Raw genomic sequence first — 20,031 nt, forward strand, 5'->3', positions numbered from 1 at the left:
ACTCGTCGCTTCGATCGGTTCGACCTTGGAGTTGTCGATGAAGCGAGCCAGGCGGATCAGTGCCCGTGTGTGGACAGGCCGGTTCCGGAAGACTATCGCCGTACTGGCGGCCGGGGCGGTGCTGAGCATTGCCTCCGTCGGAGTAGCTCCGGCCACGGGGGCCACTGCGGCGGAGCCGGCGGGGCACCGGCCTGTTCCGGTTGTCTACGACAGTGACTTGGACTTCGATGATGCGTCGACACTGGCGTTCCTCTGTCAGGCGCACAAGCAAGGCCGGATCGAACTGCGCGCCGTCACCGTGGTGAACAATGGCATCGGTACGGCGGGTCGCTCGTTGACGCATGCGCGCACGATTCTCCAGAAGTGCGGTCTTCCCCGCGTTCCGGTGGCCGATGGTTCACCGACCGGTGTGCACCTGGCACCGCCAGAGGCGAGGGAGACGTTCGAGCGTGTCCTGACCGGAGCGCTCGACGACGCCGACCAACCCAACCAACCGTCCTCGGTGACAGCGGCACAGCTGATCGCCACGTCGGTTCTGAGCTCGCGTGAGCCCGTGACGATGCTGGCTACCGGCCCGCTCAGCAACGTAGCCGCGGCGTTGCGCGAACACGGAGGTGTTGCGCAGAAGATCGCCTCGCTCTACGTGATGGGTGGAGCGTTCGACGTACCGGGCAATCTCTTCGGTTCGACCACTGGCGGGTTCGACAACACCCAGGAGGTCAACCTCTGGATCGACCCGAACGCAGCCGACTTCGTGTTCCGGACGATGCCTGCCGAGCGGGTCCGGATCGTTCCGCTGGACGCCACGAACCACGTGATGATCACTCAGGCGTACGTCGACCGGCTCGGCGCCTCGGCCGACACGGTGGAGGCGCGGCTTGTCCACGCGATCCTCACGCAGCCGGACCTGCCTCCGCTCATCGACCTGGACATCATGTTCTGGTGGGACGCTCTCGCCGCCACGTCACTTGTCCTCGGGCCGCGCGACGACCTCGTCCAGTACCGGCCGGGACGTGTCTCCGTGGTCCTCGACGGCGCTTCGTCGGGCCGTACGATCGTCGCTCCCGACGGCACGCCGCAACTGATCGGATACGCCGCCGATGGCGCACGGTTCGAAGACACGTTCACGTCGACCCTCAACGGCGGCCGGCACTAGGCACGCGAGTTCAGCGGTGCTGCTATCGCTGCAGATCCCAGCGTTCCCGGCAGAGGAAGATGCCTGAAGGACTGTCAATCGACTTACATACTTGGGTTTACAGCGTTGTAAACCTGCGTATACCGTTGGGCTCTCATTCGCGGCTAGACCATCCGGCCGGGCGAGGTGACGGCAGGTCGCGGCGAGTCTGAGGAGGCATGGCGTGAGCGGTCGAACGGGTAAACGGTTGGTCGTTGTGTTGGCTGCCTGCGCGGTTGCCTTGCTGTGGACCGTCGGGTCCGGTGCGGCAGCAGTTCAGCGGCCGATGCCAGCGCCGGTCTACGGTCCGAGTGCGGCCGATCCCGGTTTGTTGCGGGTAGGTAGCCAGTACTACTCCTTCATGACCGGCGGTCCTCTGGGCGAGGTCGCACGATCCAGCACACCCGGCGGGCCGTGGACAGCCCAGCCGAACGCGCTGAGCCGTTGGGGAGCCTGGGCGGCCGGCACAGGCGCGGTCTGGGCTCCGGATGCTTGGCAGACCTCGGCCGGCTGGGTCTTGTACTACGCCGCGCAGGCGAAGGGCTTCGCCGGACAACGGTGCATCGGGACGGCAGTGGCCGGCGATCCCGGCGGCCCCTACACACCGACCGACACTCCACTGATCTGCCCGATCCTCGGCGGCGACGACCCGGCCGTCGATCGCCCCGATCCGACCGCCGGGGTGATCGACCCGAGTCCTTTCCAGGATTCCGATGGTCGGCGCTACCTGCTGTACAAGACGCAGAAGACGCCCGGCACCATCCGCATGTTCCCGCTGTCGGCAGACGGCCTGCACAGCCGGGGCGAGCTCAGCCACGAACTGGTGCGGCACGCGGACAGCATCGAGAACCCGGTGATGGTCAAGCGCGGCGACCAATACGTCCTCCTGGCATCGGCGAACTGGTTCGACCAGTGCCGCTACTCGACCGTGTGGCGGCGGTCGACCGACCCATGGTCGTTCGCGGACAAGCAAGAGCATGTGTTGTTGGATCAAGCCAACACCGGACTGTGCGGGCCCGGCGGAGCCGACGTCGTGACCGGTGGCAGCGGCCCGGACCTGATCTACCTGCACGGTTGGGTGTGCACACCAGATGACCAGCCATGCCAGTACGACGGCGTGGTCACCGACCCGAACAAGAGGCGCGTCATGTACGCCGCGAAACTCGCATGGGGTCAGGACGACGCCACGCCGACCGTCCCCGCATTCCTCCCGCCCGTCCCACCGAGATAGCGATCGGGCTCCGGCGGTTGGTGGAGCAGTGATTTCATGGTGGTGTGGAGCACGATCAGGACGAGGTCCTCGAAGTCGGGAAGACTTCGGGACGTGGGCGCCGAAGGGCCGGATGGATTCTGGTCCTGGTGGTGCTGACCCTGATCGTCCTCCACGCCTCGACGGATCGTTCGCACCGTCAGGCCGTGCCGAGTCCCACGCCGTCCGATCTGATCAGCACGATTCCGGACGGGCGGACGGCGCAGGCATGGCCGACAGCGCCCGGCGCCTGCGGAGCGGACACGCTGCTGCCGATCGTGTCGAGCGCGCCACCGGCGCAGCACACCGGGATCCAGGTACTGCTCGGCGGAGACCGGCTCCGACTCGTCGACTTCGACAGCGGCCGAGCGACGACCTTGCCGGATGCGGTCGTCCGTCCGGGCGAGTACGGCGCTGTCCTGGCCGGTGATCCGGTCACGGCGTACGCGACGACCGAGTCGTGCGACGAGACGGCTCCGTATGCCATGGTGCGCATCAGCGTCGATCACCGGGTCAGCGTCATCCGCCCACTCGGTCCCACCGAGTCACCGCTGACCGATGGCAACCGGGTATGGATCGCTTCCTTCGCCAGTGACATCGACAACCCCTACGCGACGATCGCTCCGGTCACCGGCGGGCAGCGGGTGCGGCTGCCGCACGGCTTCTACGCATCCGCAATCGTGGGCGAGACGATCGTCGGGCAAATGCAGCCCGATCCGGGGATCTCACCGACGTGGCTCGCGCTCGTCGACGCACGCACCGGTCGGTTGCAGGCCAAGCTCGAACAACACGTGGCGCCGCTCGCGGTCGGCGCAGGCCAAGTCCTCTGGACCAGTGGCTGCGACGACGACGCATCACCGTGCACGCTGCGCCGCCGATCGACCGCCGGCGGGCAGACCCTCGGATCCCCTCTTCCGGGCCCCGCCTGCTGCGGCGTCGTCAGCCCTGACGGCACGAGGATTGCCTTCCTGATCGAACAAGCAACGACAGACTCACGGTACGACGACCACCCGCTCCCGCCCATGGACATCGCGATCATGCGGCTCGACACCGGCCGGCTGGACATCGTGCCGGGAATCGAACTGCCCGCCAAGTCTCAACCCGCTCTGGCATTCGCCGGGCCTGGAGACTGGTTGGTGATCGCCCTCAACGCCGGATCCCGCACCCGGCTACTCGCCTGGCAGCCCGGACTGCGGCAGCCCTACGAGACCAACACACTTCCCGGCCCCGTCCACGACCCACCGACACTCGTCATCACCAGCCACTGACCACCTCGACCCCGCGGTCGTGACATCCTCCGCCACCAGGCGCACCGGCACAGCGCACCTGGCACCCGGTAAGCACACCACCACGAGCGCCGCCTGCGCGGCCCGCTCCTCTGATGCGGCAGCGTTGTACTGCTCGCGCAACTCCGCTGGGTCCAACCCGGCATCCAGCGCCCGAGCCGCGCCGTTCGACTGGACCGGGCAGCTTGTGGCCGCCGTCGGATTGGCGAGCCTTGCCTACGGAGTTATCGAAGGCGGCCATCGTAGTTTCACCCATGCCGCGGTGATCGTCGCCCTCGGAACTGCAGTCGCCGCCCCCGCCAGGGTTCGTGCTCGTCCAGCGGCAGTCAACACCTCTGAGGTCGCCTCGGACACCTGCGATGAGCCAGAGTGACAGCAACGATCGCTGGAAGCGGACCAGGTACTGCGGTGTGATGCCGAGGTGCTTGAGCCCCGGGACTGTGGCTGCGGTGAAACGGCCGGTGGCGGGCATCACCTGGTGCCCGGCCGCACCGAGACGGCGTACCCGCTCGATCACAGCATCGCCGATGGAGGCGTCATCGTGGAGCGTGGTGCCGTCGATGTCCAGGGCAACGAGTCAGGAGGCACCATCGGCTCCAGCAGGCGTGTAGTCGCTGGTGATCATGCGGGAATGTCGTCTCGCTTCGGCGTACTCGGGGCGCTGGCTTGCAGTGGGGAGATACAAGCTGGTCCAGCGACGCTTCGGGTGTTGCGTTTGAGGCGGAGTTGGGCGATGAGGCTGATGACCGCGAGGAGGATGGCCACCCCTGTGTACAAGGAGACTGCTGGGATCTCGCCGAGAGGGCCGGTGAGTTGACCTTCGATGACGATCGGCACTCCGAAGGCTACGTAGGAGACGAGGTAGATCCCGCCGACGACTCCCGCACGCTGATGAGTCGCCGCGAGCGGAAAGATGAGGCGCAGGGCCGCGGTGAACGATGCGCCGAAGCCGACACCGGCGATGGCCTGTCCGATGATCATGATGGCCAGGCTTCCGGCGTACACACCACTGATGATGCCGATGGCCCCGATGATGGACGCGTAGATACCGATGGTCATCGCACGCCGGGAGTCGACGCGGGCGAACGCCAGTCCGATGACGGCCGAGGTGGCCGGCGCTATGAACCCGGCCAGGCCGTTGAGCAGGCCGCTGTTCAGATGGAAGACGCTGCGTACCATGCTCGGCGCGAGCCCGCCTGACAAGCCTGCAAGCATCCAGACCGCGGCTACGACAGGCGCCGCCGCGGCGAATTCCCTTCGGGTGGCGGGCGGGAAGGTGATGCGAGGGATCAGCGAGCGGAGCGCACCGGGTGCGCGGGTCACGGTCTCGGGAGAGAGGGCGACGACGACGGCCCCAAGGATCGTGACGATGGTGAGGACGACGAAGATGATGGTGTTCGCGTCGGTCGTGAGCTGGATCGCCAAGCCGGCTAGCAAGGAGCCGAGACCGAGACCCCCGGTCAGACCGGCGCTGCCGAGGATCGTACCCAGTCTCTTCCGGCTGGGCGGAGCAAGTTCGACGAGCGCCGCGGTGAAGGCAGTAGTCGCCGCGCCGCCGGCAAGGCCTTGCACGATCCGGCCGGCGATCACCCACCCGACGTCCGTGGCGAGGAGGAACAGGAGGTTCGACACGATCTGAATGACCAGAGCGCCGATCAGCACCGGGCGCCGGCCGATGTGGTCGGACAGCGACCCGACCGTCAGGACCGCGGCGAGGAAGCCGATCGCGTAGACCGCGAACGCCAGTGTGAGGAGCGACGGGGGAAAGTTCCACTGCTCCCTGTAGACCACGAGCAGGGGCGTCAGCGCACCTGCCGTGAGATACAGACTCGTGAACGTGATCGCCGCACCCGCCAGAGCCAAACCGGCGGGCAGGATGGGTCGGCGCCGGGTAGCGGGCGCCCTGGTGGAGAGTCGGGATGATGACACGAAAGCTCCTTGAAGTCATGACGCGGGCACGGAGACCACCGATGCGATCGTGGCGGCGCGGCTCAACGAGCTCACCGAACTCGGCTTGTTCCCCAAGGAGCCTGACCGGGAGCCAGGCAAGAAGACCGCTACGAGTGCCACCTGACCGACAAGGGCAGCGAGCTGCCTCCCGCGGTCGTCGCGCTCATGCTGTGGGGCAACAAGCACTTGCAGGCCGAGGCCGGTGGGCCGCTGCGCCTGGTGGCTTGTCGGCCGAGTTGGTCGCGGTCGCTCAGTCGATGATGACGACGACGCCCGTCGGCTCGTCCAGCACCTCCACCGTTCGTTGGGCAGCTCGGTCGATATGAACCCGGGGGTCCGCGGGCTGCTGCTCGTTATAGGTCCCGGGTCCGTAGAACTGTCCGTAGCTCAGCACGACCCCGCCCTCGGCGAGAACGGAGGCCTCGAGCTCTGCGACAGCCAGGGCATCCGGTCCGTCGGGCAGCTGCCAGGCGACGCTCTGAGCCAGGATCTTCGACGACCCGCTCTTCCGCGCCGCCTCGATCAGGTTCTGGTTGCCCTCGGTCCGGATCCGGGCGTTCCGCTCCGCGTAGTCGCCGATCTTCGTCACGTCGTCCGGCAGATCGGTCAGCTGGTTCAGGATGATGTCCGGCCGGAAGCCGACCACCGCCTCGATCAGGGCCGCCCGGTCGAAGACATCACAGAGAATCGCCTCGGCACCGAGGTTGCCCAGCAACTCGGTCTTGCCGGCCGACCGCGTCATGCCGCCGACCACGTGCCCCTCCTGAACCAGCCGGGGAATCAGCCGCTGCCCGATCACACCGGACGCCCCAGCCAGAAAGATCCTGAAAGCCATGGCTTCTCCAACCCGTCGCCTCATCTGGACACCGAAGGGCCGAGTAGGTCGTGGGAGTCAACTCGGAGGATGCTGCTGGTGAGTAGGCGAAGCTCGCCTGTCGCCGAGCAGTGAGTGCACAGATACAGGTCGCAGTGTTCTTGGGTGAGGTCGCTGATCTGCGAGAACACCCACTTGAAGCGGGCCCGGGTACCGGGTCCGCACCTCGCGCAGGTCTCGCCGAAATCGAATGTGCGGTCACCGGGACTGGGTGCGATCCATGCTGTCTCGTGCCGGCGGTGTGCGAGTAGGGCCGCGGGGATGTGCGGATCGGCGGTCATGGCGACGCCCTTTCTGTGGTGCCGGGCGCGTTGGCGCTCCCGGTGCGGGTCGTGTTCGGTTACCCACTCTGGGCGGGAGGGTGCGCCCCGGGCGCCCGCGTAGTGCCGGGTCAACGCCCGGGTCGCTGAGGCCCATGCCCCACCGGGATCTCAGACCCGGGGGTGGCCGGGGTACCCACGGGCGCGCGCCCTCCTGTCTGGCTCCGACAGTTGATTTGCCAGCACTCAAGGACCCACCTCTGTCGACAGCCGAAGTGAGGCACTCATGAATCACGCAGGACAGCAACGGATCGCCGGGGCGCCACCGAGGGCACGGATCGAGACGCTGGAAAGCCTTCGCGAGCACCTCCAGTGGGCGATCGAACTGGAGCACGCCACCCTGCCGCCCTACCTCTGCGCGCTCTACTCGCTGGACCCGGAACGGAACGCCGATGCCGTTCAAGTGGTGAGCAGCGTCTTCGTCGAGGAGATGATCCACCTTGCACTGGCCGCGAACCTCCTCAATGCCATCGGTGGGAAGCCCTGCCTGGACAAGCCCGAGATGCTGCCCGGCTACCCCCAGCGCCTGCCCCACGGCGACCGTTCGCTGGAGATCTCATTGGTTCCCTTCGGACCGGAGGCACTCGAGATGTTCCTCCGCCTCGAACAGCCCGCACCGCCCGGTGCACCGGCCGAGGGCGACGACTACGAGACGATCGGGCAGTTCTACGACGCGATCGAACAAGGCCTGCACCGCGTCTGTGCCCAACTCGGCGAGCAGGAGGTCTTCTCCGGCGACCCGGCTCGCCAGGTCACGGCGGACCACTTCAGCCACACCGCCGGACGACTGCCCCAGGTCGAGGATCTCGACACTGCCCTCGTGGCGCTGACGGAGATCGTCGAGCAGGGCGAGGGCACGCCCCGCGGCGAGGTGTGGGATGGCGACCAGGACATCTTCCACCCCGACCGGGACGCGGTTGCGCACTACTACCGCTTCGTGGAACTCAAGCTGGGTCGGCGCCACCGGTGCGGCGACACCCCACGATCCGGGCCTACCGGTGAGGCTCTCCCGGTTGACTACGGCGGCGTCCACCCGATGCGCCGCAACCCGCGACTGGCCGACCACCCCCTCGACAACCCGATCCGAATCGCCCAGGCAGAGTTCAACCGCACGTACTGCGCACTGCTCCAGTCACTGGATCAGGCGTTCAACGGCAGCCCGAAAATGCTCGGGGCAGCGGTCGGCACCATGTACCAACTCAGAGCACAGGCATTGAGCCTGATGGAGATGCCCGACGGAGACGGCCGAACAGCCGGCCCGACCTTCGAGTACGTCGAACCCGCGCTCCGCCGATGAGCCACACCGAGCGAGGCCGCCTTACGCGTTGAGGAGTGTGCCGGAGAGTTCTCGGCGGGAGCCGATCCCGAGCTTGGCGAAGACCTTGCCGAGGTGCCACTCGACTGTGCGTGGGCTGAGGAACAGCTCAGCACCGATCTCGGGGTTCGTGCGCCCCTCAGCCGCCAGTCGAGCGATCTGAGCCTCTTGCGCCGTAAGTTCCTCCCGAGCCCCGACGGATCGCCTGTGGAGCGTCTCACCGGTGGCGACCAGTTCGCGACGGGCCCGTTCGGCGAAGGCCTCCGCGCCCATCTCGATGAGCAGGTCGTACGCCGACCTCAGGCGGCTGCGGGCATCGCGGCGACGGTTCTCCCGCCGCAACCACTCGCCGTAGAGCAGTTGAGCGCGGGCGTGCTCGACGCGCATGCGAGTCTGGCCGAGCCGCTCGACCGCCTCGACGTAGTAGCCCTCGGCCGCGTCTGCCCGGCTCACCTGTGCGTGGCATCGGGCCTCGATTCCCAGAGCCCAGTCGGTGGCGCTGGCCCTCGTTGTCCGAATCAGCAACTCGAGTGCATCCCGTGCGCGGTCGGGGTGGCCGCTTCGCGCGGAAGCCTCGACGAGTTCCACCAGCGACCAGGTGGAGAAGCCGAGCTCGTCGGGGTATCCGGCTCCACGCTCTGCTGCTGCCATCGCTTCCTGGTAGCGCCCCAAAGCGTTGTGGAGAACGGCCGATGAGTAGTCGACGATGGTGAGTCCCATGCCCTCACCTCGCGCTGTGGCCTCCGCAGAGATGGATCGAGTGAGCCCGGAGACGATGTCAGGCCGGCCCTGCCACGCCGCGAGCGCCAGAGCGCCGTACGACGGCAGATGATTGCCCATGACCTCATTGACCGTTGAGAACTCGTCGACCAGCGCAGCCGCCTCCGCAAACTCGCCGGCGAAGAAATGCAGGCCCATGCGGCTGCTGAGTGCGATCGGCAGCACCGCCAGGGCTCCGGCTTGCCGCGCAAGGCCAAGGTGGCGTGTGCACATCACCTCCCAGCTCTCGTTGTCCCACACGTCATGGGCGGCATGAGTGGCCAGCCATAGCCAGCGAAGCGCATCGGCGTCCGACACCTCGTCGGTTCGCCAAGCGCTCAGTGCACGCCGCAGTCGTGGGACGCCTTCCGCATATCCATCGACCATCAGCGACGCGATACCGTCCAGCAACAGATCGGCTGGACGCTCGGCCGATGGAGGTACGGCGCGGGCTGCCCGGGCGACATCGCGAACGCCCACATCCCCGGCCAGACGTCCGACCATGAGCCCCGCCGCCAACGCATCGAGGTAGATGTCGCGGGCGGCAGCTTCGTCCGACGCTTCCATCCGCTGAGCGGCTGACAGCAGCAAGGGCGGCGCGTCGCGGCCATGGCTGGAGAAGAACGCTATCTGGGCCCGGAGGACCTCCACCTGGGCGCGAGTCGGCCCGTCGAGCGGCGCGGCCTCGAGGTCCGCCAGAAGCGCAAGTGCCGCGTCCGATGAGCCGGATTGGTGCCAGGCCCTCGCGGCAGCCAGGATGCGGGCAGGTCGTCGAGTAGGGTCACAGGTCAGTTCGATGGCACGTTCGAGAAATGCCGCCTGTGCCGCCAGACCTCCTCGGGCCTGCGCCCGATCTGCGGACCTCTCCAATTCGACGGCTACCTCCTCATCGGGGCCGCCTGCCGCGTGCGCCCGGTGCCACGCCCGTCGGTCGGGATCGAGCTCCGGATCGGTCTCCTCTGCCAGGGCGAGGTGCACGGCTCGCCAGTCGGTCATCGCTGCGGCCCGAGCCACGGCAGATCGCACCAGCGGATGCCGGAACCGAACCCGCGCGCTCAGCTCGATCAGGCCCGCTTGCACCGCCGGCGCCGAGGCTGCGAGGTCGACATCGAGTCGCTGCACGGCTCGTCCGAGCATGCTCAGGTCCCCGACGGGTTCGAGAGCAGCCGCAAGCAAGAACAGGCGCGTCGGACCGGGAAGTGCCGCCAAGCGCTCCGAGAAGCCCTGCTCCAGGTGAGTCTCCAACGGAACGGCGTCCGCCAGACCGAACCCGAAACTGAGCTCGGCCGTCGAAAGACCGCGCGGAAGTTCCAGCAGCGCCAACGGGTTGCCGCGGGTCTCGGCCACGATCGCCTCGCGCACGCGATGGTCGACCTCGCCCGTCAGGACGGTGTCGAGCAGCGCGTGAGCATCGGCGTCCCTCAGCCCTCGAACGTCCATCGACGGTTGCCCGGCCAGTTCACTGTCCTCGTGCTCGCCCCGCATCGCGAAGACCAGCGCGACCGGATCGGCCAGCTGTCGACGTGCCACGAACGCGAGGGTCTGGGCAGAGATGGGGTCGAGCCACTGCGCGTCATCGATCACACACACCAGCGGCTGCTCCTCCGCCACGTCCGCGAGCAGGCTCAGCACCGCCAGTCCGACCAGGAATCGGTCCGGCGGTGGCCCGATGTGCATCCCGAAAGCAGTGGACAGCGCAGCACGCTGCGGCCCGGCAAGGCGATCGAGATGGTCCAGCATCGGCGCGCACAACTGATGCAAGCCGGAGAAGGGCAACTGCACTGCGGCCTCGACACCCGCCGCTCGTGCGAGCCGGCAGCTCGGCCGAAGCCCACTCGCCAGGTAATCCAGCAGAGCTGTCTTGCCGACGCCTGCCTCGCCGCGCAGCACCAGGACCTGGCTCGCGCCGGCGCGCACTTTGCCCACGAGGGCGTCAAGGGTCGCGCACTCGCTCTGCCTGCCGCGGAGCTCTATGGGCAGCCGGTGTGACGTCACGACGACGACCTGGAACCGGAGGAAACACATGCTCTCGTGCCCATCGAGCCTCCAGGTGAGGTCGACGTCTCCCCAGGCGGCCTCGACGACTCACGTCATCGTTTCGGGAAACACGCGCCGGATCGGGTGGGAACCTCCGCCGGATTGTCTCACACGGGCAGCACAACGGCTGGTGGCACGAACGCTCCAGAATCCTCGGAGTGGAACGAGCGCGGGCCGGACGTGTCACGCTGGTCGGGTGACCATCGACCGGTACGAGCTCGTAGGGATCTTCGGCGGCGCTGTCGATGCCGGCGTCGCCTCGCTGTTCGTGGGCGCCGGCCTGTCCGCGGCGGCCGGACTGCCGACCTGGAGCGACCTCCTCGGCCCGCTCGCCGCCGAGATCGGCGTAGCGGGAGAGTTCGCTGATCTACCGCTGCTCGCCGAGTACTACGAGCAGAACGGTCCCGGTCGGCGGCCGGCGTTGGAGACCCACCTGCGCAACGTGCTGTCGCCATATCGGACACCAGCGGAGAGTCATCGCCTGATCGCGAAGCTCCCGATCGACGAGATCTGGACAACCAACTTCGACTCGCTCCTGGAAGCGGCAGCTCCCGATGCCAGCGTCGCCGCTCATGACAACGATGCTCTCGACATCGGCACCGGGCGCCGGACGATCATCAAGATGCACGGCAGCCTCAGTCTCGACACCCCATCGGTCTGGATCGCCCCGCCGGTGATCACCCGCAGCGACTTCGAGCAGTACGAGGACACTCATCCCCGGATGTGGGCACTCCTACGAGCGTCGTACCTCACCCGCACCATGCTCTTCCTCGGTTTCAGCTTCGCTGACCCCAACATCGACGTCCTGCTGCGACTCGCCCGTCGATACGGCACCACAGCCGCTGACCGGCACCTCACCGCTCTGCGTCGACCGGTCGACCCCAAGGACATCCAACTCCACGAGCTGCGGGTCAGCGACCTGGAGAACAGCGGTGTGCATGTTTGCGAGATCAGCGACTTCGGCGAACTCACCCCGATGCTGCACGCAATCACCACCCGAACCCGGCCCGAACGCCTGTTCGTCAGCGGGAGTGGCGACAACTCACAGCTGAAACCGTGGTACGACAAGCTCGCGGTCGCGCTCACCGCTCGTCCTCCGTCATGGCAGCTCGCCACGCTCGGCGGACCGGCGGGATGGGGTGTGACGAGCCGGCTCGCCGAGCTCCTGCGAGCCAATGGTCGCTACACGCCCGACCGGTTCCGCATCTACTTCCGCAAGAATCCCGGAGAGCAGACGCCATTGATGGACACGCACTTCGGCACGGCGATCTTCACCGACCTCGAGCGGGAAGAACTCGTCGGCAGCGTCCTCGACAACTGCCGCGCACTACTTGTCATCTGCGGAGGAAGCGGCACCAGCGAGGAGGTGCGACTGGCTCTCGAGCACGGCGTGAGCGTCATCCCCCTCGCCTCGAGTGGCGCGACCGCACGCGCCGTTTGGGACAGCTCGGCCACGCCTCCGGACCTTGGCGGCCGCCCGTGCGATCCCCAGGTCTGGCACAACCTGGCCGACCCCGATCCAGACGTAGCCGTGATGGCCGCGATCACCGCGATCGACCAGGCGATGTGCCGCCCCAGAACCTAGGCCCTCAGCGTTGGCGCACGACCTCGAGCGCATGCTCTGGCACGGGTGGGTGCAGGACGAGGACAGCGACGAGCAAGGTCATGACGACGGCAGTGATCGCGAAGGGAATCGGGAGTATCGCGTCGAGGAGGATGAGGACGACTGCCAGGGGGACGACTGCGTTGACGACGCGGTCGGCGGCTCCGCGGAGAGCGATCCACCAGATGCCGAAGACAAAGATCGCGATCGGGACAGTGACGGTGAAGGAGGCGGCGACTTCCCCGAGTTTGCTGTGGTGGGTCAAGACGTCGATCTCGACTTCAACGCCCGCCGACAAGGCGCCGGCCGCGGCGAAGACGAAGTAGTGAACGTAGCCGTAGCGCAGAGAGCTGCCGAAGGAGCTGATGGCTCGGTGATGTGGTGGCCAGAAATACATCCACCACAGAGCGGCGGTGACTACGAGGGTGAGCACCGCGATCGAGATGAGTGGACCGAGGGCTTGGTCGTCGTGCAGGGCCTCAATGATGGCATTGGCCGAGGCGAGGAGGCTTTCACCGAGCAGGATGAGGGTGAACAGGCCGTAGCGTTCCGTGATGTGGTGTGGGTGCCACGGTGTTGTGCCCTGTCTCTCGGCCACGATGGGGATGGCGATCTCGGCCGCGATGAGTATGAGCAATGCGACGGACGACACGTGGCCCGTCAGGAGCAGCTCGAGCAGCCAGAGGGCCTGTACGGTCGCGATGCCACCGGCGTAGATCTGGGTGGCGCGTCGGCTTTGTCCTGCGGACCGGGAGGCGCGAAGCCACTGGGTGACCATCGCGACGCGCATGACACCGTAGCTCAGGACGAGCACGGTGTAGTCGTGGTCGGCGAAGACGGGTTCGATGCCGGCGGCCAGGACCAGTACGCCGCCCATTTGGACGATGGTGAGAACCCGGTAGAGCCAGTCGTCGGTGGCGAAGGAGGTGGCGAACCAGGTGAAGTTCATCCAGGCCCACCAGATGCCGAAGAACACCACGCTGTAGGCGATCAGGCCGTCGATGATGTGGGCATCGGTGAAGGCGTGATGGAGCTCGGCCGCCGCGATGCTGACGGCCACGACGAAGACCAGGTCGAAGAACAGTTCCAGCGATGAGGCGGTCCGGCCGGGCTCGTTGGGGTCGCGTGGCCGCATCGGGACGAGGCGAGACTTCGCCAGCGCAGCGGTGGGTAACGTCATCGGCTCGCATGCTCAGGTCAGTGGCGCCAGGTCGCGAAAAGCGCGTCCGGCTCTCCGTTTGAAAGCACGCCGCCGTAGAACGTCTGCTCCGAGATCTGGAACGCATAGGGCTCCAGATCTGCGGAGAAGACCTCGACCACGTGCGTCGGGTCCATGCCGATCACGTCCGTGGTGCGCGGATTCGGCGTCGACATGACAACGCCGATGAGCGCCTTCTCCTGCATCCGCTCGATCAGGTCGCGCCAATTGGACAGGTGCTCGATGATCTCCAGGGCGACGAAGAAATGCGCCTCCCGTGGTGGCGTCCAGTCGTTCAGATTGACGCCATCGATGCCGCCGTCCACGGGGATGTACCGGCCTCGCCACCCGTACTCCGCGCGTAGGCAGTAGTCCAGTTCGGTCATGCCCGCGCCGACGTCCACGACGGTCATGTCATGGGTGAGGCCGCTCGCTGTCAGCCAGTCGGCGGCAGCGCGGTACCGGACGGCACGGAACTCGTACTTGCCGGTGCGATCGTCCAGATAGGAGTCGCAGGACTGAATGGTGGGGGTCCAGGTCATCAGCGCGCCACCCCTCTCGATCAACAGGTCTCGGGACTTCGATCAGTGCCTCTGGTCCAGGCAGTTCAACTGTCGGAGCCGAGCAGATGGGCACGCGCCTGTGAGTACCCCAGCCACCCCCCGGGTCTGAGGCCGGGGGCGAACGACGGACCGCGGCGAGTGGATCAGCACATCCCGGCACCGGGTGACGTCCCGGGCGGGCGACCCGGGCATCGACCCGGGACTACGCGGGCGCCCTGCGACTGCTCTCACAACCAGAGTGGCGGCATCCCAACACCAACGAACTCACCGCATTAGGAGAACTCCATGAGGACCCATCCCACATCCGATACCACCACTCCCCGACGCCACCGCCGAAGAATCGCTGCGCTCGGGGCCGCCGTACTGGCCGTCCTGACCGCCGGCGTGTCACTCACGGTGCCGGCCGAGGCGCACACCACCAAGCCGACGATCGTGCTCGTCCATGGCGCCTGGGCCGACAGTACGAGCTGGGACAAGGTCACTCGGCAGCTCAAGGACGATGGCTACCGCACCGTGACCCCCGAGCTCGGCCTCAACAGCGTCACCGAGGACGTTGCGATCGTGAGTACGGCGCTGAACAAGATCTCGGGCAGAAAGGTGCTTGTATCGCACTCGTACGGCGGCATCGTCACCGCCGGGGCCTCGCACGGCCGCACGGACATCTCGGCGTTCGTCTACGCGGCCGCCCTGGTACCTGACGAGGGCGACTCGATCGCCAGCCTCGGCGCCGACTTCATCCCGTCGGAGGCCTTCGGGCACCTGATCTTCACCGGCGAACCGTTCGCTTCGCCGGCGTTCATCGACCCGGCCTTCTTCCATCAGTACTTCGCTCAAGACCTCAGCAAACGACAGGCAGCCGTGTTGAACGCCGCCCAGCGGCCGCTCAACTTCTCGATCGTCGGAACACCCTCCGGCCCGGTCGGCTGGCACAACGTCCCGTCCTGGTACGCCGTGTCCGGACAGGACCGCATGATCGACCCGGCCGAAGAACGCTCGATGGCGGCACACGTCGGCGCAACCGTCGTCGAATTCCCCACCGCCAGTCACGTCGGCGGAATCACCCGGCTGGCATCACGCTTCACCGCGCTCATCGAACACGCGGTGAGCTCAACCCAAGTGAGGTGACCGCGAGCTCCGCGCCACCTCAGCGGAGCAGCTCACTGGCCAGGCCTCTCCTGAGGCCTGGCCAGTCGGTCTGGGTTCACTGGTCCAAAAACGTCATTACGTCTTGGCGGAGCTGGTTCATGCTGTCGTGGTCGGTTGCTTCGACGTTGAGGCGGAGCAACGATTCAGTGTTGGAGGGGCGCAGATTGAACCACGCTCCGTCGGGCAGGGTGATGGTCAAGCCATCCAGTCGGTCGACCGTCGCGCCGTGTGCTGCGTAGTGCGTTTCGACTCGGTCCAGACCAGCAGGGACATCGGCGATCGTACGGTTGATCTCGCCGCTGTCAGCGTATCGGGAGGACTGGGCTGCCAGCACCGACAGCGGCTGGTCGGTCTCCCCCAGGGCCGCCAGCACGTGGAGGGCCGCCAACATGCCGGTGTCGGCGCGCCAGAACCGGCTGAAGTAGTAGTGGCCGGAGTGTTCGCCGCCAAATACCGCGTCGTGGTCGGCCATGGCCTGCTTGATGAATGAGTGTCCGACTCGGCTGCGGACGGGTGTGCCACCGCGCTCGGTGATCTGCTCGGCGACAGCTTTGCTGGCGACGACGTTGTAGACGATCGCGGAGCCGGGGTGCCCGGCGAGTTCCCGCGCGGCGATGAGGCTGATGACGTTGTTGGGAGACACGGTGTCACCGTTCTCATCGACGAAGAAGCACCGATCGGCGTCACCGTCGAAGGCGAGGCCGGCATCGGCGTGGTGCAGTCGAAACCGCAGCGCGCAGGTCGACCAGGTTGGCCGGGTTCAGCGGGTTGGCCTCGTGATTGGGGAAGGTGCCATCGAGATCGAAGTAGAGCGGCACGATGTCAAGGGCGGGATCGTCGAGCACGACGGGGGCAGTGTGTCCAGCCATTCCGTTGCCGGCATCGATGACGATCTTCAACCGGCGGCTGCTGACGAGACTGACGAGGCTGTGAAGGTACTTGGCGTACGAGGGCAACAGGTCCCCGGACTGCGAGGCTCCGGCCGGTCCGTCGTACGTCGGCAGTCCGGTCGCCAGCAGGGTCCTGATTTCGGTGAGGCCGGTGTCCTGCCCGACGGGTCTCGCTCCGGCGCGGCAGAGTTTGATGCCGTTGTAGGCAGGTGGGTTGTGACTGGCGGTGATCATTGCGCCGGGCACGTCACGTGACCCGGAGGCGAAGTACAGCAGATCAGTGGAGGCCAGCCCGATTGCGAGCACGTCGATGCCGCGGCTGGTGATGCCGGCTGCGAAGGCGTCAGCCAGTTCGGGTGACGACACTCGCATGTCGTGTCCGACCGCGATCAGGTCCGCTCCACTCAGGTGTGCGAAGGCGGCGCCGATCTGGTAGGTGAGTCGGGCGTCGAGTTGGTCCGGCACGGTGCCGCGGATGTCGTACGCCTTGATCAGGCTTGTGAGGTCTCGCATGGCTGTTGGTCCTTAGCTTCTCGGTGAGCTGGCCACGTTCCTGCCAGTCGATGTTGGTCGCCAGATCGTTGGCGCTGCTGCGCGAAATCCAGAGCGAGGCGATCATGAGGACCGGTCCAGCCTGGCTACGCCGATCTTGGAGTCGGCCATGCCGTAGAACACGTAGTGCACGCCGCCGACCTGCTCGATGGCGGTCGGGAACACCACATTGGAGACGGTCCCGGTCCGTTCTTCGTCGGTTTCCGGTACGAGGATCGGTTCGGCGGTGCGGTCCAGGACCTTGGTCACATCAGATGCGTCGAGCAGCAGTGCCCCGGCCGCGTAGACAACCTTCTGCGTTGCCGGGTCGAAGCCATGCGGCTGCTCCCCGGTCACGCCGTGGTGAATCACCAGCCACCCCTCGGGTACCCGCAGCGGCGCCGGGCCGGCGCCGATCTTGACCTCCTCGAACGGATGCTCCGACATCGCCACCAACCGGTGACTCCGCAGATGCACCAGGTTCCGTACGTCGTCCTCCACCATCGAGACGGGCACGAGGGACACCCAGATACCCGGCCGGGCGTCAGTGATCCCGGCCGGCAGGTGCACGCCCTCCCCCTCGCGGAACCAGCCGAGATCCCACATCGGCCGATGGAGCATCGCGTACGACGGTTCGCCGTCCGGCCCGGGCACCGGTTCGGGGAAGAACACCGTGTCCTTGTTCGGGAACAAGTTCAGGTCGGTGTCCAACGAAGGTTGGTACTCGAAGTGCAGCGGTCCCAGCCGCTCCCAGTTCCGCAGGTCCGATGACACCGCGAGTGCTGGCCTCGGCCCGAGCGGCCCGTACGCGACGTACGTCATCACGTGCCTGCCCAGCGACGGGATCCAGGTCACTCGTGGATCCTCGACACCGGCGTTGTTCAGGCCGCGCTCCCAGCCCTCGTCGGGAGCGAGTACGATCCCCTCGCGGGAAACACCGGTCGGTACACCATCAGTGAGCTCGACCTTCGCCAGCCCGACCCGTGACACGTTGCCAGACGCAACCAGCCGGGGCAGCAGATACAGCGTGCCGTCCGGCGTATGGCCGGTAGCGGGGTTCAGCACCCCTTCGACCTCGAGGTCGTTGCCGGGTTCGGGCGTCATCAGAACGCCGACGCGGTTCAGGGTGTAGGAAATAGTCACAGCAGCAAAGCCCTTCTCGGATGGTCAGCCCTTGATCCCGGACTCGATGCCCTGGGAGATGAAGCGGCGCTGGAAGACTGTGAACAGACCCACAGCTGGAGCGGCCAGTACGCAAGCCCCCGCGAGGACTGCGCCGAACGGGTTCGCCGCGCGCGCCGACACGGTGGTCAGGTAGTTCGACAGGGACACCGCGAGCGGCTGCAGATCCTGCTGCTTGGTGATCAGGAACGGCCACAGAAACTCGTTCCACGGACCGATGAACGTGATCAGCACTCCGGTCAGCAGGGCGGGTTTGACCAACGGGAGGGCGACCCGCCACAGGATGTTCAGCTCGCTCGCGCCGTCGATCCGGGCCGCGTCGAACAGCTCCTGCGGCAGTTGCAGGAAGTACTGGCGGAAGACGAACACCGCCGTGGAGTTGATCGCGAACGGCGCGATCATGCCGAGGTAGGAGTCGGCCAGCCCGTAGCTGCGCACGATCATCACGTACAGCGGGATGGTCAGCAGCTGGAACGGGATCACCTGAACCAGCAGCATCAGGCCGAACACCGCACCCCGGCCGCGGAACTGCAGCCGGGCCAGCGCGTAGCCCGCGAGAACGCCGAAAACGAGCGTCCCGAGAATGACCCCGCCGGTGAAGATTCCCGAGTTCAGCAGGGATCTGCCCAGGTTGATCGCGGTGTCGATCTCGGCATAGTTCCGGCCGGTCAGATTCGCCGGCGAGGGGAAGGCGCCCTTGACGCTGGGATCCGGTTCGGCCTGCAGGCTGCCGACCAGCATGTAGTAGAAGGGGAACAGGAAGACGAAGGCGCCGACCAGTAGGGCCAGGAATCGCCACGGGCTCTTCATCGATCCTCCCGCCCTACGAACCGGCGTTCGAGCAGAGCCAGAAGCAGCACGCCGATCACCAGCAGTACGCCGATCGCCGAGCCGACATCTGGATTGCCCTGCTCGATGCCGCGTTGGTACATCACCAGTACCGGCGAAGCGGAGGCTCCGTCAGGCCCGCCGCCACCGGTGAGCAGATAGGGCTCGGTGAAAAGGTTCGCCCCGGTGACCGTCGCCAGCAGGACGACCAGTGTTGTGGCGGGCCGCACTCCGGGAACGGTGACACTCCAGAAGGACTTCCACCGCCCGGCGCCGTCCACCGATGCCGCCTCGTACAGATCCTTCGACACGTTCTGCAGGGCGGCCAGATACAGCAGGATGAAGAAGCCCAACTGTTTCCAGGTCACGTAGATCGCGACCGTCGGCATCGCCAGCTTCGAGCTCACCAGCCAGGACGGATCAGGGGCGAGCGGACCGAGGACGGAGTTGACCAACCCGTTGCCGTTGAACAGGAACAGCCACACCCCGACCACGGCGACGCTCGCCGCCACATAGGGAACGTAGTAGCTCACCCGGAAGAACGTCCGCCACCGGATCGCCGCGTTCAACGCGTTCGCCAGCACCAGCGACAGCACGACCGTCAGCGGCACGTTGATCAGCAGGAAGATCCCGACGTTGCCGAAGGCCCGGCGCACCGCGGGGTCCGACAGCACCGCTGTGTAGTTGTCGAGTCCCACGAACGGCCGTTCCACGATCGCGCCCGGCGCGGTGAAGAAGTAGTCGTGAAAGGACATGTACACAGCGAAGCCCAGCGGATAGGCGAAGATCGCCGCAAGGAAGACGAGGTACGGGGTGACGAACGCAGTACCGATCGGTTGGTTGCCGAGGATCCGGCCGAACAGGGACCTTACGGAAGGCCTGCCACCCGGGCTCCTACCGACAGATCTCCTGCCGGCCGAGGTACTGCGCAGCAGACTCATGGCTTCGAGGCGAGCTGATCGATCGTCCGGACGGCGCCGTCGAGGGCCGATGCGGCGTCCTCATGGCCGAAGATGACCGACTTGGAGTACGCGTCGCGGAAGGTCTGCCAGATGGTGATCGAGTTCGCCACGTTCGGCACCTCGACCGTGCGGGCTGCCTGGTCGGCGAACACCTTGTAGTCAGG

General features: G+C 66.7%; 17 protein-coding genes and 1 pseudogene. 6 read left to right on the forward strand and 12 right to left on the reverse strand.

Annotated elements, in window-relative coordinates; translation table 11 throughout:
* The first annotated feature begins 37 nt into the window (after positions 1–37).
* The 3 genes from ACIBG5_RS36330 to ACIBG5_RS36340 all read left to right on the forward strand — a co-directional run bounded on the left by ACIBG5_RS36330 (position 38) and on the right by ACIBG5_RS36340 (position 3,691).
* A complete protein-coding gene (locus ACIBG5_RS36330; RefSeq protein WP_396396182.1) occupies positions 38–1,156 on the forward strand; it encodes a nucleoside hydrolase in 1,119 nt (372 codons plus the stop codon).
* A gap of 304 nt (positions 1,157–1,460) precedes the next feature.
* A complete protein-coding gene (locus ACIBG5_RS36335) occupies positions 1,461–2,405 on the forward strand; it encodes a glycoside hydrolase family 43 protein (protein ID WP_396396205.1) in 945 nt (314 codons plus the stop codon).
* A 128-nt stretch (positions 2,406–2,533) separates the two neighbouring features.
* Positions 2,534–3,691, forward strand: coding sequence for a hypothetical protein (locus ACIBG5_RS36340; RefSeq protein ID WP_396396184.1), 1,158 nt, complete (start codon positions 2,534–2,536; stop codon positions 3,689–3,691).
* Here ACIBG5_RS36340 and ACIBG5_RS36345 read toward each other — a convergent pair.
* The 3 genes from ACIBG5_RS36345 to ACIBG5_RS36355 all read right to left on the reverse strand — a co-directional run bounded on the left by ACIBG5_RS36345 (position 3,678) and on the right by ACIBG5_RS36355 (position 6,494).
* A complete protein-coding gene (locus tag ACIBG5_RS36345) occupies positions 3,678–4,277 on the reverse strand; it encodes an HAD hydrolase family protein (protein WP_396396207.1) in 600 nt (199 codons plus the stop codon). The genes ACIBG5_RS36340 and ACIBG5_RS36345 overlap by 14 nt on opposite strands.
* A gap of 53 nt (positions 4,278–4,330) precedes the next feature.
* The gene (locus ACIBG5_RS36350) at positions 4,331–5,638 is read right to left on the reverse strand and encodes an MFS transporter (RefSeq protein ID WP_396396186.1); all 1,308 of its coding nucleotides are present in this window, start codon (positions 5,636–5,638) and stop codon (positions 4,331–4,333) included.
* Positions 5,639–5,909: 271 nt separating this feature from the next.
* Positions 5,910–6,494, reverse strand: coding sequence for an NAD-dependent epimerase/dehydratase family protein (locus ACIBG5_RS36355; protein ID WP_396396187.1), 585 nt, complete (start codon positions 6,492–6,494; stop codon positions 5,910–5,912).
* A 585-nt stretch (positions 6,495–7,079) separates the two neighbouring features.
* On the opposite strand from ACIBG5_RS36355, the gene ACIBG5_RS36360 reads away from it, so the two are divergent.
* A complete protein-coding gene (locus ACIBG5_RS36360; protein ID WP_396396189.1) occupies positions 7,080–8,150 on the forward strand; it encodes a ferritin-like protein in 1,071 nt (356 codons plus the stop codon).
* A gap of 21 nt (positions 8,151–8,171) precedes the next feature.
* Here ACIBG5_RS36360 and ACIBG5_RS36365 read toward each other — a convergent pair whose 3' ends face one another.
* On the reverse strand, positions 8,172–10,952 hold the full coding sequence (locus tag ACIBG5_RS36365) for an AAA family ATPase (protein ID WP_396396191.1): 2,781 nt from the start codon (positions 10,950–10,952) through the stop codon (positions 8,172–8,174).
* Between the two features lie 208 nt (positions 10,953–11,160).
* Here ACIBG5_RS36365 and ACIBG5_RS36370 point away from each other — a divergent pair, with 208 nt between their 5' ends.
* On the forward strand, positions 11,161–12,549 hold the full coding sequence (locus ACIBG5_RS36370) for an SIR2 family protein (RefSeq protein WP_396396193.1): 1,389 nt from the start codon (positions 11,161–11,163) through the stop codon (positions 12,547–12,549).
* 4 nt (positions 12,550–12,553) lie between these two features.
* On the opposite strand, the gene ACIBG5_RS36375 is transcribed toward ACIBG5_RS36370, so the two are convergent.
* Together ACIBG5_RS36375 and ACIBG5_RS36380 are read right to left on the reverse strand one after the other, a co-directional pair.
* A complete protein-coding gene (locus ACIBG5_RS36375; protein WP_396396195.1) occupies positions 12,554–13,747 on the reverse strand; it encodes a low temperature requirement protein A in 1,194 nt (397 codons plus the stop codon).
* Between the two features lie 17 nt (positions 13,748–13,764).
* The gene (locus tag ACIBG5_RS36380) at positions 13,765–14,307 is read right to left on the reverse strand and encodes a hypothetical protein (RefSeq protein ID WP_396396196.1); all 543 of its coding nucleotides are present in this window, start codon (positions 14,305–14,307) and stop codon (positions 13,765–13,767) included.
* 306 nt (positions 14,308–14,613) lie between these two features.
* Between ACIBG5_RS36380 and ACIBG5_RS36385 the strand changes: the two genes are divergently transcribed.
* A complete protein-coding gene (locus tag ACIBG5_RS36385) occupies positions 14,614–15,453 on the forward strand; it encodes an alpha/beta hydrolase (protein WP_396396198.1) in 840 nt (279 codons plus the stop codon).
* A gap of 76 nt (positions 15,454–15,529) precedes the next feature.
* On the opposite strand, the gene ACIBG5_RS36390 is transcribed toward ACIBG5_RS36385, so the two are convergent.
* From ACIBG5_RS36390 to ACIBG5_RS36415, 6 genes and pseudogenes are all read right to left on the reverse strand, one after another.
* Complete coding sequence (locus tag ACIBG5_RS36390; RefSeq protein ID WP_396396199.1) at positions 15,530–16,117, reverse strand: hypothetical protein; 588 nt, start codon at positions 16,115–16,117, stop codon at positions 15,530–15,532.
* Positions 16,118–16,157: 40 nt separating this feature from the next.
* Positions 16,158–16,877: a hypothetical protein gene (locus tag ACIBG5_RS36395; RefSeq protein ID WP_396396200.1), complete on the reverse strand. Its 720-nt coding sequence runs from the start codon at positions 16,875–16,877 to the stop codon at positions 16,158–16,160.
* A gap of 102 nt (positions 16,878–16,979) precedes the next feature.
* Positions 16,980–18,038, reverse strand: coding sequence for a glycosidase (locus tag ACIBG5_RS36400; protein ID WP_396396201.1), 1,059 nt, complete (start codon positions 18,036–18,038; stop codon positions 16,980–16,982).
* 24 nt (positions 18,039–18,062) lie between these two features.
* Complete coding sequence (locus ACIBG5_RS36405; protein ID WP_396396202.1) at positions 18,063–18,887, reverse strand: carbohydrate ABC transporter permease; 825 nt, start codon at positions 18,885–18,887, stop codon at positions 18,063–18,065.
* Positions 18,884–19,846: a carbohydrate ABC transporter permease gene (locus ACIBG5_RS36410; RefSeq protein ID WP_396396203.1), complete on the reverse strand. Its 963-nt coding sequence runs from the start codon at positions 19,844–19,846 to the stop codon at positions 18,884–18,886. Before ACIBG5_RS36410 ends, ACIBG5_RS36405 begins: the two co-directional genes overlap by 4 nt.
* Positions 19,843–20,031, reverse strand: a pseudogene (locus ACIBG5_RS36415) (sugar ABC transporter substrate-binding protein); the annotation flags it as partial. The pseudogene ACIBG5_RS36415 and the gene ACIBG5_RS36410, both read right to left, overlap by 4 nt.

The organism is Kribbella sp. NPDC050241 (assembly GCF_044459685.1).
GTDB lineage: Bacteria > Actinomycetota > Actinomycetes > Propionibacteriales > Kribbellaceae > Kribbella.

Excerpts from the sequence above, each read along its gene's own strand:
- ACIBG5_RS36395 (WP_396396200.1), bottom strand. The coding sequence starts at position 16,877 with ATGCGAGACCTCACAAGCCTGATCAAGGCGTACGACATCCGCGGCACC.
- ACIBG5_RS36355 (WP_396396187.1), bottom strand. The coding sequence starts at position 6,494 with ATGGCTTTCAGGATCTTTCTGGCTGGGGCGTCCGGTGTGATCGGGCAG.
- ACIBG5_RS36365 (WP_396396191.1), bottom strand. The coding sequence starts at position 10,952 with ATGTGTTTCCTCCGGTTCCAGGTCGTCGTCGTGACGTCACACCGGCTG.
- ACIBG5_RS36380 (WP_396396196.1), bottom strand. The coding sequence starts at position 14,307 with ATGACCTGGACCCCCACCATTCAGTCCTGCGACTCCTATCTGGACGAT.
- ACIBG5_RS36410 (WP_396396203.1), bottom strand. The coding sequence starts at position 19,846 with ATGAGTCTGCTGCGCAGTACCTCGGCCGGCAGGAGATCTGTCGGTAGG.
- ACIBG5_RS36360 (WP_396396189.1), top strand. The coding sequence starts at position 7,080 with ATGAATCACGCAGGACAGCAACGGATCGCCGGGGCGCCACCGAGGGCA.
- ACIBG5_RS36335 (WP_396396205.1), top strand. The coding sequence starts at position 1,461 with ATGCCAGCGCCGGTCTACGGTCCGAGTGCGGCCGATCCCGGTTTGTTG.
- ACIBG5_RS36385 (WP_396396198.1), top strand. The coding sequence starts at position 14,614 with ATGAGGACCCATCCCACATCCGATACCACCACTCCCCGACGCCACCGC.
- ACIBG5_RS36405 (WP_396396202.1), bottom strand. The coding sequence starts at position 18,887 with ATGAAGAGCCCGTGGCGATTCCTGGCCCTACTGGTCGGCGCCTTCGTC.
- ACIBG5_RS36375 (WP_396396195.1), bottom strand. The coding sequence starts at position 13,747 with ATGACGTTACCCACCGCTGCGCTGGCGAAGTCTCGCCTCGTCCCGATG.
- ACIBG5_RS36330 (WP_396396182.1), top strand. The coding sequence starts at position 38 with ATGAAGCGAGCCAGGCGGATCAGTGCCCGTGTGTGGACAGGCCGGTTC.